The 10,858-nt window shown below is 61.7% G+C and carries 9 protein-coding genes, 5 tRNA genes and 1 other annotated feature; of the genes, 10 read left to right on the top strand and 4 right to left on the bottom strand.

Going from position 1 to position 10,858, the window contains the following annotated elements:
• Window positions 1–133: 133 nt before the first annotated feature.
• A complete protein-coding gene (locus B5F88_RS17225; protein WP_087348524.1) occupies window positions 134–1,447 on the bottom strand; it encodes a sodium-dependent transporter in 1,314 nt (437 codons plus the stop codon).
• Window positions 1,434–2,003, bottom strand: a complete 570-nt coding sequence (locus B5F88_RS17230; RefSeq protein ID WP_087348526.1) for a GNAT family N-acetyltransferase — start codon at window positions 2,001–2,003, stop codon at window positions 1,434–1,436. Before B5F88_RS17230 ends, B5F88_RS17225 begins: the two co-directional genes overlap by 14 nt.
• A gap of 218 nt (window positions 2,004–2,221) precedes the next feature.
• Between B5F88_RS17230 and B5F88_RS17235 the strand changes: the two genes are divergently transcribed.
• Complete coding sequence (locus tag B5F88_RS17235; protein WP_087348528.1) at window positions 2,222–4,678, top strand: UvrD-helicase domain-containing protein; 2,457 nt, start codon at window positions 2,222–2,224, stop codon at window positions 4,676–4,678.
• Window positions 4,679–4,702: 24 nt separating this feature from the next.
• Here the strand turns inward: B5F88_RS17235 and B5F88_RS17240 are convergent, their stop codons facing one another.
• Entirely contained in the window at window positions 4,703–5,329 is a 627-nt protein-coding gene (locus B5F88_RS17240; RefSeq protein ID WP_087348530.1) for an HAD family phosphatase, read from the bottom strand.
• Window positions 5,326–5,910: a DNA-3-methyladenine glycosylase gene (locus tag B5F88_RS17245; protein WP_087348533.1), complete on the bottom strand. Its 585-nt coding sequence runs from the start codon at window positions 5,908–5,910 to the stop codon at window positions 5,326–5,328. The genes B5F88_RS17240 and B5F88_RS17245 overlap by 4 nt, the downstream gene beginning before the upstream one ends.
• A 63-nt stretch (window positions 5,911–5,973) precedes the next feature.
• Between B5F88_RS17245 and B5F88_RS17250 the strand changes: the two genes are divergently transcribed.
• The 9 genes from B5F88_RS17250 (at window position 5,974) to B5F88_RS17290 (ending at window position 10,647) form a co-directional block, all read left to right on the top strand.
• Entirely contained in the window at window positions 5,974–6,876 is a 903-nt protein-coding gene (locus B5F88_RS17250) for a DMT family transporter (RefSeq protein WP_087348534.1), read from the top strand.
• Between the two features lie 45 nt (window positions 6,877–6,921).
• Window positions 6,922–7,171, top strand: a binding site (T-box leader).
• A gap of 70 nt (window positions 7,172–7,241) precedes the next feature.
• On the top strand, window positions 7,242–8,270 hold the full coding sequence (locus tag B5F88_RS17255) for an ABC transporter substrate-binding protein (RefSeq protein WP_087348536.1): 1,029 nt from the start codon (window positions 7,242–7,244) through the stop codon (window positions 8,268–8,270).
• Window positions 8,271–8,336: 66 nt separating this feature from the next.
• Entirely contained in the window at window positions 8,337–9,248 is a 912-nt protein-coding gene (locus tag B5F88_RS17260; RefSeq protein WP_087348538.1) for an ABC transporter permease, read from the top strand.
• Window position 9,249: 1 nt separating this feature from the next.
• Window positions 9,250–10,056, top strand: coding sequence for an ABC transporter ATP-binding protein (locus B5F88_RS17265; RefSeq protein WP_087348540.1), 807 nt, complete (start codon window positions 9,250–9,252; stop codon window positions 10,054–10,056).
• Between the two features lie 127 nt (window positions 10,057–10,183).
• Window positions 10,184–10,257 (top strand) — tRNA-Gly (locus B5F88_RS17270).
• 3 nt (window positions 10,258–10,260) lie between these two features.
• Window positions 10,261–10,337: transfer RNA gene (locus tag B5F88_RS17275), tRNA-Arg, on the top strand.
• Window positions 10,338–10,356: 19 nt separating this feature from the next.
• Window positions 10,357–10,432 (top strand) — tRNA-His (locus B5F88_RS17280).
• Window positions 10,433–10,493: 61 nt separating this feature from the next.
• Window positions 10,494–10,568 (top strand) — tRNA-Gln (locus tag B5F88_RS17285).
• A 3-nt stretch (window positions 10,569–10,571) separates the two neighbouring features.
• Window positions 10,572–10,647, top strand: a tRNA-Lys gene (locus B5F88_RS17290).
• The last annotated feature ends 211 nt before the right edge of the window (window positions 10,648–10,858 follow it).

A 10,858-nucleotide genomic window follows, 5' to 3' on the forward strand; every position in this document is an offset into this window, starting at 1 on the left:
ACGTCCCCTTTTTCCCCATTTTTTCTACCCCCTTTTCTTCATCTTACCATGAAAAAAAGTAGACACCCACACTTTTGTGAGTGTCTACTTTCATTTTACAAGTGCAGCGTGCCCGGCACGCTCCGCTTGTTTTTTATCCAATGCCCTGATAGTAGATACCCAGCGCCCACACCGCTCCGGCCACCAGCACATAGAACCGGGCCAGCCGGTTAAAGGCGGGGCCGGGCCGCCGGCCGCCCAGGGCCAGCTCGTCCCGCACCTCGTCGGGTCCCAGCACAAAGTAGAGGCATACCGCCACCAGCAGGGCGCCGAAGGGAGAGACGTAGATGGTAATGAGGTCCATCCAGCCCCCCATACCGGATAGGGACTCCACAAACAGGCCCGCGCCAAAGGTGACAACCCCCACCGTCAGCAGAGACAGCCGGCGGGACAGCCCCAGGGTGGAGTTGAGGGCCTCGCCGCAGGCCTCCAGCATGTTCATCAGGGAGGTGATGCCCGCGAACACCACCGACAGGAAGAAAAACACGGCGAACACACGCCCACCGGGCATCTGCTCAAAGACCTGGGGCAGGGTGACGAACATCAGGGCGGGGCCGCTGGTGGGGTCGATGCCGAAGGCAAACACCGCTGGAATAATGGCAAAGCCCGCCAGCAGGGCCGCCAGGGTGTCCAGCACGGCGGTCATCCCGGCGTGGCGCAGGATGCTCTCGTTCTTTTCCATATAGCTGCCGTAGATCAGCATACCCGCCCCGTTGATGGACAGGGAGAAAAAGGCCTGTCCCATGGCCATCACCCAGGTCTCCGGGTCCAGCAGACGGGACCAGTCGGGCTGCAGCAGGTAGCGGTAGCCCTCCGCCGCCCCGGGCAGGAAGGCCACCCGGATGGCGATGACCAGGAACAGGAGGAAGAAGGCGGGCATCATCACCTTGCTCAGCCGTTCGATGCCGCCGGCCACCCCCAGCACCAGGATCACCACCGTCACCACCACCGCCGCCAGGTGCCAGGGCACGGAGCCGAAGTCCACCGCCAGGGCGTTGAAGAAGCCCTGGGCGTCGCCGTTCAGGATGGAGCCGGTCACCGACCCGGCGGTGTACCGCAGCACCCAGCCCACCACCACCGAGTAGCCGATGGCGATGCCCAGCACCCCCAGCAGGGGGATCACGCCCAGCAGCTTGCCCCCCCGCTTGCCCTTCTGGCGAAGCACATAGTCCAGAGACCCCATGGCCCCAGTGCCGGTGAGCCGCCCCAGGGCGAATTCCCCGGTCAGCCCTACATAACTGAACAGGGCCACGAATAAAAAGTAGGGGATCAAAAATGCGCCGCCCCCATATTGTCCGATCCGGTAGGGAAACAGCCAGATATTTCCCATGCCCACGGCGGAGCCTACCGCCGCCAGCACAAAACCCAGGGAACTGGTAAATTTCCCGCCTGCCTTATCGTGATTCATCAGGTTCCTCCTCATTTCTGCGTACCATGTGGAGATGGTCCTCCCACCGGCCGTTGATCTTCAGGTAGTCTTTCGCCAGTCCCTCCTCTATAAACCCGGCCTTGGCCGCTGCCCGGCGGGAGGCCAGATTCCGGGGCATGATGTTGGCCTCCACCCGGTGGAGGTTCAGCGTCCGGAAGGCCCAGGCGGTGACCGCCGCAATGGCCTCGGTACCGTATCCCCTGCCCCACAGGGTATGGTCTATTTTATAGGAGAGAAAACAGGACTGGAAAGCCCCCCGGACAATCTCGTTGAGCCCCGCCAGGCCCACCACCTTTCCCGGATGACCGGGCTGGACCAGCAGGAAACGGAAGCTGCGGCCCGCCTCCGCCTGGGCCAGATCCCAGGCCAGCCGCTCCCTTTGACCGTCCGCGGTAAAAAAGTCCTCCGGCTGTATGGGATCAAAGGGGCCAAAGGCCTCCCGGTTCCGGCGGTAAAAGGCAGCCGCTCCCTCCGCCAGGCCCGGACCGGCTGCCAGATAGTACAGCCGCCTGGAGCGAAATACATAGCGCGTCACACCGCTCTCTCCTCTCCTCCGCCCCCTTTGGGGCGTCGTGGTTTCGATTATAACACAATCTGCTCCGTGATGCACCCCCCACTTCCAAAGTCATCCCGGTTTTCAGGGTCCGGCGGACTTGACCTGTCCGCCGGTTTTTTGTACAATAGGAATACAATAAAAAGGAGCCGTCCATTCGTGGGCGGCTCCGCCATTGCCAAGGGAGAATGGATAGATATATGCTGAACCGAGAGGAAGAACTGCGCTTCTGTAAGGCCCGCCGGGCGGCCATTGAACTGGAATTTCAGAACCTGAACCGGGAGCAGCGCCAGGCGGTGCTGGCCACCGAGGGGCCGCTGCTGCTGCTGGCCGGGGCGGGCAGCGGCAAGACCACGGTGCTCATCCACCGCATCGCCAACCTGATGAAGTACGGCCGGGGCTCCGACTGCGACCAGGCCCCCGGCTGGGTGACGGCCGCCGACCTGGCCTTTCTGGAGGACTATGTATCCCACCCCAACCCGGACAACAAGGCCCAGCAGGAGCGGCTGTGCGCCATGGACCCGGCGGTGCCCTGGTCCATCATCGCCATCACCTTCACCAACAAGGCCGCCGGGGAGCTGAAAGAGCGCCTGGAGCGGATGCTGGGCCCCGCCGCCAACGACGTCTGGGCCTCCACCTTCCACTCCGCCTGCGTACGGATGCTGCGGCGGGACATCGACCGGCTGGGCTTTGACCGCTCCTTCACCATCTATGACACCGCTGACTCTGAGCGGGTGATCAAGGACATTGTGAAGGACTTCAATCTGGACGACAAGGCCTTTTCCGCCCGTACCGTCCTGGGTTACATCTCCCGGGCCAAGGACGCCATGCTCTCCGGGGCCGACTACCTGGCCCAGTGCGAGAAGTCCGGGGACCTCCGGCTGGTGAAGATCGCCAAAGTCTATGTGGAGTACGAGCGGCGGCTGAAAGAGGCCAACGCCCTGGATTTTGACGATATCATTCTGGATACCGTGCGGCTGCTCCAAAAATTTGATGACGTAAGGGAATATTATCAGAAAAAATTCCGTTACGTACTCATCGATGAGTACCAGGACACCAACAACCTGCAGTACCTGCTGGCCTCCACCCTGGCGGGTGGCTATGAGAATATCTGCGTGGTGGGCGACGACGACCAGTCCATCTACCGCTTCCGGGGAGCCACCATCGAGAACATTCTCTCCTTTGAGAGCCAGTACAAGGGGGCCCGGGTGATCCGGCTGGAGCAGAATTACCGCTCCACCAAGAACATCCTGGAGGCCTCCAACGCGGTCATCCGCAACAACGAGGGCCGCAAGGGCAAGGAGCTGTGGACCGAGCACGACGCCGGAGACAAGGTCCAGTGCTACACCGCCATGAACGAGCACGAGGAGGCCCAGTATGTGGCCGCCCAGATCCTGGCGGACTACTCCGCCGGGCGGGCCTGGAAGGACCATGCGGTGCTCTACCGGATGAACGCCCAGTCCAACCAGCTCGAGCAGGCCTTCAAGCGCAACGGCGTGCCCTACCGCATCATCGGCGGCATCCGCTTCTTTGACCGGGCGGAGGTCAAGGATATGATGGCCTACCTGTGCGTGGTCAACAACCCCCGGGACGACCTGCGGCTGAGCCGGATCATCAACAATCCCCCCCGGGGCATCGGGGCCTCCACCATCGACCGGGCCCAGAACATCGCCCAGCAGGAGGGGCTGTCCCTGTGGGATGTGGTGCGCCAGCCCCAGAAGTGGCCGGAGCTCCAGAAGGCCGCCCCCAAGCTGGGCCAGTTTGCCGAGCTGATTGCCGACCTGCAGCGGCTGGCGACCGAGCTCTCCCTCCCCGACTTCTACGAGGAGGTGATCCAGCGCACCGGCTACGCCGTCATGCTGGAGCAGAAGCGTACCATCGAGGACCGCACCCGGCTGGAAAACGTGCGAGAGGTGCTCTCCTCCATCCAGAACTATCTGGACAACACGCTGGAGGCGCCCTCCCTGGCGGGCTTTTTGGACGAGATCGCTCTGTACACCGACATTGACAGTCACGACTCCAGCGAGGACTGCGTGGTGATGATGACCATGCACTCCGCCAAGGGCCTGGAGTTCCCGGTGGTCTTTGTGGTGGGCGTGGAAGAGGGCATCTTCCCCGGCATCCGGGCCATTGGAGAGCCGGAGGAGATGGAGGAGGAGCGGCGGCTGTGCTACGTAGCCATGACACGGGCCAAGGAAAAGCTGCACATGACCTGCGCCTCCCAGCGGATGCTCTTCGGCCGCACCAACTCCAACCGGCCCTCCCGCTTCCTGGGCGAGATCCCGCCGGAGTATGTGGAAAAGTCCGGCCGCCTGCCCTACTCGGAGCGGCAGAATGAGGAGCGGCCCCAGAAAACCCGTCCCCCCCGCCGTACCTTCGACCGGGGGTTCTCCATGGGCACCTCCTCCTACGGCTCAGGCGCCTCCTCTGCCTCCGCCTCCGACTGGAAGAGCCCCAAGGCGGGCTCCGCCGCCCCCGCCGCCGGTCCCGACTTCCGGGCGGGAGATCCGGTGGTCCACAAGGCCTTCGGCAAGGGGCTCATCACCAAGCTCACCCCCATGGGGGGCGACGCGCTGGTGGAGATCGCCTTCGACAGCGTGGGCACCAAAAAGCTGATGCTGAAGTCTGCCGCCCAGTATATGAAAAAGGGCGAATAAAAGAGGGACGGGCAAAGCCCGTCCCTACAGCAGTTCAGTAAACGACTTGATATACCGGTGACAGAAGGCGCGCATTTCCTCCTCATAGTGAGCGTAGAAGGGGTCGTACACCCCCACCACCGTCAGCCCCGCCTCCTTGGCGGTGCGGCACACGCCGGGGGAATCCTCATAGAGGGTGCAGGCCGACCCCTGCTCCCCCAACCGCTCCAGGGCCAGGGTAAAGGCCCGGGGGTCCCGCTTTTCCACACCCAGCTTCTGGACATAGATCACCTGACAAAAATAGTCCGTCAGTCCCAGCCGGTCCATGGCCGTCTGGCAGAACTCAGGTACGCAGGCGGTGAGGAGAGCCATCCGCTCTCCCTCCGCCCGGCACTTGTCCAGATAGGCCTTGGCCCCCGGCTTCAGGGGCACCTGACTGGCATAGGCCGCCCGGCCCAGCTCGGTCCACTCGGCCATGATCGCCTCCGGGTCCTCGCTGAGGTGGTAATAGTCCTTGGTGTACTGAGCGGCAATGGGGAAAATGGAGTGGCCCACCGTCTCGCTGTACTCCTGGGTGGCCTTCAGCCCCCGGCGTTCCAGGAAGGTGTTGTCCACCTTTACCCACACCCCGTTGGAATCCACCAGCGTGCCGTCAAAATCAAACAGTTTCACAGATAAAACCTCCATGGAAAATGGACCGCCTCTTCCGCATAGTCGATGCCGATGCGCGTCCCGGTGTGGAAAGAGGGCCTGGGAGAACCGTCGTCCGCAAGGAACAGCTCCTCCCCCGTCAGGTCCAGACCGTTTTGGGCCCGGGTCAGGCCCAGGGCCATACATACCTTCCCAGGCCCGTCCAAAAAATGCTTTTTTTGATAGGAGGTGAGCTGTTCCGGCTCCTTCCCAAACCTGCGGCGGGCCATCTCAGCCGTCCCCTCCACGGGGACCAGCCCCCGCAGGAGCACCGCGCTGGGCTCTCCCTCCGGTTCGGTGACAAAGTTGAGGCAGTGATAGATTCCGTAGATCAGGTAGATGTAGGCGGTGCCGGGCGGGGCGAACAGGGTCTCCGTCCGGGCGGTACGCCGGTAGCCATAGGCGTGGCAGGCCTTGTCCACCCGCCCCACATAGGCCTCGGTCTCGGTGATGCGCCCGGACAGGGTCATGCCGTCCACCCGGCGCACCAGCACCTTCCCCAGCAGATCCCGGGCCACCGCCACGGTGTCCCGGTCAAAGAACTCCCGACCCAGCTTTTCCACGGTTCCATCCCCCTTTCAGCGAATCTTATCCTATCTTACCATAGCTAAAGGAGAGGTACAACCATGAGCCAACAAAAAGAAAAATCCGGCCTGGCCAAGTTTGCCACCCCACTGATCATTCTGGCCACCATCATCTGGGGCAGTTCCTTTGTGGTGATGAAAACAAGCGTGGACGTGCTACCCACCTTCTGGCTGCTGGCCATCCGGTTCAGCGCCTCGGCCATTGTGCTGGCCATCGTGTTCCTGCCCCGGTGGAAGGTGTGCGACAAGCAGTATCTCATCGGCGGCACCGTCATGGGCTTCTGCCTGTTTCTGGCCTACACCTTCCAGACCTACGGCCTGGAGCGCACCACCCCGGGCAAAAACGCCTTCTTTACCGCGGTCTACTGCGTCATCGTCCCCTTCCTGTACTGGCTGATCGCCAAGCGCCGCCCCGATAAGTTCAATGTGCTGGCCGCCTTCCTGTGCATCGGCGGCATCGCCCTGGTATCGGTGACCGGGAGCAACGCCTCCGCCTTCAACTTCGGCGACGTGCTCACCTTCATCGGCGGCTTCTTCTTTGCCTGCCACATTGTGGCCGTGTCCAAGTACTCCGATGGGCGGGATATCTTTATCCTGACCACCCTGCAGTTTGCCTCCTTCGCCATCTTCTCCTGGCTGGGGGTGCTCTTCACCCGGACCACCATCTCCCCGGCGGTCTTTAATCAGGATCTGATCTTCGGCCTGATTTACCTGGTGATCTTCTCCTCCTGCGGCGCCCTGCTGTTCCAGAACATCGGCCAAAAATACACCGCTCCCGCCACCGCCGCCGTGCTGCTGTCCCTGGAGGCTCCCTTCGGCGTGCTCTTCTCCATCCTGCTCACCGACGAGCGGCCTACCGCCCTCATGTTCCTGGGCTTCGCCCTCATTTTCCTGGCGGTGGTGTGCTCCGAAACCAAGTTTTCCTTCCTGCGAAAAAAGGGTTGACAAAGTCTGCCCACGTGATTATAATGCATTACAACAGTTCCATAAAGTAAACCTGTGAGGAAGAGAAGTAACCGGCTATCTCCGATGCAAAGAGAGTCCTGGGTGGTGGGATCAGGGCGTGAAGAGACCGGCGAATGGACTTCCGAGGGCGGCTTGAACGGGCAACCAAGTAGATGCCGACGGGATCCCACCCGTTATCCATCGGGCACGCATGATGGTGCGTGAAGCGAGCGGACGTCTTATGACGTCAATTTGGGTGGTATCGCAGAAGTGTTTCAACGCTTTTGTCCCATACATGGGACAAAAGCGTTTTTTTATCTTCTGCACCATCTGCCATCCAAATTTATTTTATGGAGGAACCAATCATGAAAAAGCTGAACAAGATCCTGTCTCTCACTGCCGCCGCCGTGCTGACCCTGTCTCTCTCCGCCTGCTCCGGCGGCACCCAGGGCAACGCCGAGACCCCCACCGGCAGCTCCAACACGCCTTCCGCCGCCGGCGACGGCTACAGAGTGGCTGTGGTACGGCAGCTGGACCACGCCTCTATGAACGAGATCCGGGACGCCATTACCGCCGAGCTGGACGCCAAGGCCGCCGAGCTGGGCATCAGCATCACTTACAAGGACTTCAACGGCAACAACGACCCCTCTACCCTGTCTCAGATCGGTGCCCAGATCATTGCCGACGGCTATGACGCCATTATTCCCATCGGTACCACCGCCGCCCAGCAGATGGTGGCCGCTGCCCAGGAGACCGAAACTCCGGTGATTTACGGCACCGTCAGCTACCCCGAGGCCGCCGGGCTGACCGGTATCTCCTATGTCACCGGCACCAGCGACGCCCTGGACACCGAATTCCTGCTGGACATGATGCTGGCCCAGAACCCCGATGTGGAGACCGTGGGCCTGCTCTACTCCACCTCTGAGGTCAACAGCGGCCCCGCCATTGAAGCCGCCAAGTCCTACCTGGACGGGAAGGGCATCTCCTATATCGACAAGACCGGCAACACCACCGACGAGATCGTGGCCGCTGTCAACTCCATGCTGGACCAGGTGGACGCGGTGTTCACCCCCACCGACAACGTGGTCATGAACGCCGAGCTGGCCATCGCCCCCACGCTGGCCGAGGCGGGCATCCCCCACTACGCCGGGGCCGACTCCTTTGTGCGCAACGGCGCCTTCGCCACCTGCGGCGTCAACTACACCGATCTGGGCACCCAGACCGCTGATCTGGCCCTGGAGGTGCTCCAGACCGGCGAAGTCCCTGAGTTTGTCACCGTAGCCGGCGACATCATCACCGTCAACACCGAGACCGCCGCCGCCCTGGGCGTGGACTATGCCGTGTTCAACGACATGGGCTCCAGCCTGGTGGAGGTCCAGACCACCCAGGAGTAAAGGATTCCGGCCAAAAGCCCCCGCCCCTCCGGCGGGGGCTGCGCCGCGTGAAAGGAGCGCTTTTCCATGCTCACCATTGTCCAGACCGCCCTGGAGGCAGGTTTCCTCTATGCCCCCATCGCCCTGGCCCTCTTTCTGAGCTTTTCCATTTTGAATATCGCCGACATGACCACCGACGGCGCCTTCGTGCTGGGCGGCGCGGTGTCCGCCGTCTGCTGCGTGTTCGGCCACCCCATCCTGGCCCTTCCCGCCGCCATGCTGGCCACCGCCGCCGCCGGTTTCATCACCGCCTTCCTCCAGACCAAACTGGGGGTCCCCTCCATCCTGGCGGGCATTGTCACCAACATCGGCCTGTACAGCATCAATCTGATGGTTATGGGCACCAGCAACCTGTCCCTGTTCCAGAAAACCACCATTTATACCATGGCCAAGGACTCCGGCTTCGCCGGGAGCTGGTACAAGCTGGCGATCACCGGCATGGTGGTGAGCCTCATCTGCGTGCTGCTGGTGCTCTTCCTGGGTACTCGGCTGGGCCTGTCCATCCGGGCCACCGGCGACAATGCCGACATGGTTCGGGCTTCCTCTATAAACCCCACCTTCACCATCACCGTGGGCCTGTGCCTGGCCAACGCCATGACCGGCCTCTCCGGCGCCATGGTGGCCCAGTACAACACCTTCGCCGACGTCAACAGCGGCACCGGCATAGTGGTGCTGGCCCTGGCCGCCCTGGTCATCGGCGAAACCCTCATCGGCAAGGGCTCCATGGTGCGCCGGGTGGTGGGCGTCCTGGCGGGCAGCATCATCTACCGCTTTATCTATGCCGCCGCCCTCCGGGCCAACGTCCCCGCCGACTATATGAAGCTGGTCTCCGCCATCATCGTGGGTCTGGCTATCGCCGCCCCCACCCTGAAAAAGTGGTGGAGCTTCCAGCGGCAGAAGCGGGCCGCTCTGGCCCAGTCCAGAAAGGAGGGGGACTGAAATGCTGGAGCTGCGCAACATCTCCAAAACCTTCAATCCCGGCACCGTCAATGAAAAAAAGGCCCTAAACGGCCTGAGCGTCACGCTGGAGGACGGGGATTTCGTCACCATTGTGGGCTCCAACGGCGCGGGCAAGTCCACCCTGTTCAACGCCGTGGCTGGGGATTTTTATCCCGATCAGGGCTCCATCCGGCTGGACGGCCGCAACATCACCTACCTGCCCGCCTATCACCGCAGCCGCCAGATCGGTCGGCTGTTCCAGGACCCCATGCGGGGCACCGCCCCCCACATGACCATTGAGGAGAACCTGGCTCTGGCCTATCTCCGCACTGCCAAGCACCAGAGGGCCTTTTTCAGCCGGGTATCCAAGGCGGACAAGGAATACTTCCGCGCCCAGCTGGCCAGGCTGGATATAGGCCTGGAGGACCGGATGCGCCAGCCGGTGGGGCTGCTCTCCGGCGGACAGCGGCAGGCCCTCACCCTGCTCATGTCCACCATGGTCCCCCCCAAGCTACTGCTGCTGGACGAGCACACCGCCGCCCTGGACCCCGGCACAGCGGAAAAGGTACTCTCTCTCACCAAGGAAATTGTGTCCCGGGAGCATCTAACGTGCATGATGATCACCCACAACATGAAAAACGCCCTGGAGCTGGGCAACCGCACCTTTATGATGGACTCCGGCCGGATCGTGCTGGATCTGAAGGGTGAGGAGCGGAAGGGCCTGACTGTGGAGGACCTGCTGGAGCGGTTCCGGACAGGCGCCGGAAAGGCGCTGGACAACGACCGCATCCTGCTCTCCAACGACTGACTGATTTTCTGTGCCTGCCGGTAAACCGGCGGGCACAGAATTTTTTGCTTTGATGAAAAAAAGCATTGACATTCCGCCCACAATATGCTATTATATCCTGGCTGACATGCTTTAGGTCAGTGCCCATGCGGGTGTAGTTCAATGGTAGAATCCCAGCCTTCCAAGCTGGTCGCGTGGGTTCGATTCCCATCACCCGCTCCATACGCGCCTGTAGCTCAGGTGGATAGAGCAACTGCCTTCTAAGCAGTGGGTCAGGGGTTCGAGTCCCTTCAGGCGTGCCAGTTCCCGCAGTTTGCTATGGTGGATGTAGTTCAGTTGGTAGAGCATCGGATTGTGGTTCCGAGTGTCGCGGGTTCGAGTCCCGTCATCCACCCCATAAAACTCAAGGCGGAAGGGCCGGAGCGTCCGCTCCGGCCCTACGCTTTTACCAGCGAGATTGGGGTGTAGCCAAGTGGTAAGGCACGGGACTTTGACTCCCGCATTCGCTGGTTCGAGCCCAGCCATCCCAGCCATATGACTCGTTAGCTCAGTCGGCAGAGCAACTGCCTTTTAAGCAGTGGGTCCGGGGTTCGAATCCCCGACGGGTCACCATAAAATCAAAACGGTATAGATGCCACTGGCGAAAAGCCAGTGGCATCAACCGTTTCCGGGCTTTTTCAGCTCAAAAATTCACGGATGATTCCATAGATGCCAGTAAGCGTAAAATAGCGGAGGACCTTTCCCCCTGTGGTAAGATGGGAGTAAAAAGTCAGGGGGCAGAGAGGTCATGAGTGAAGAAAAGCGAATATTGCAGTGCCTGAAC

Origin of the sequence: Flavonifractor sp. An306, assembly GCF_002159455.1 — a bacterium.
Classification (GTDB): domain Bacteria; phylum Bacillota; class Clostridia; order Oscillospirales; family Oscillospiraceae; genus Flavonifractor.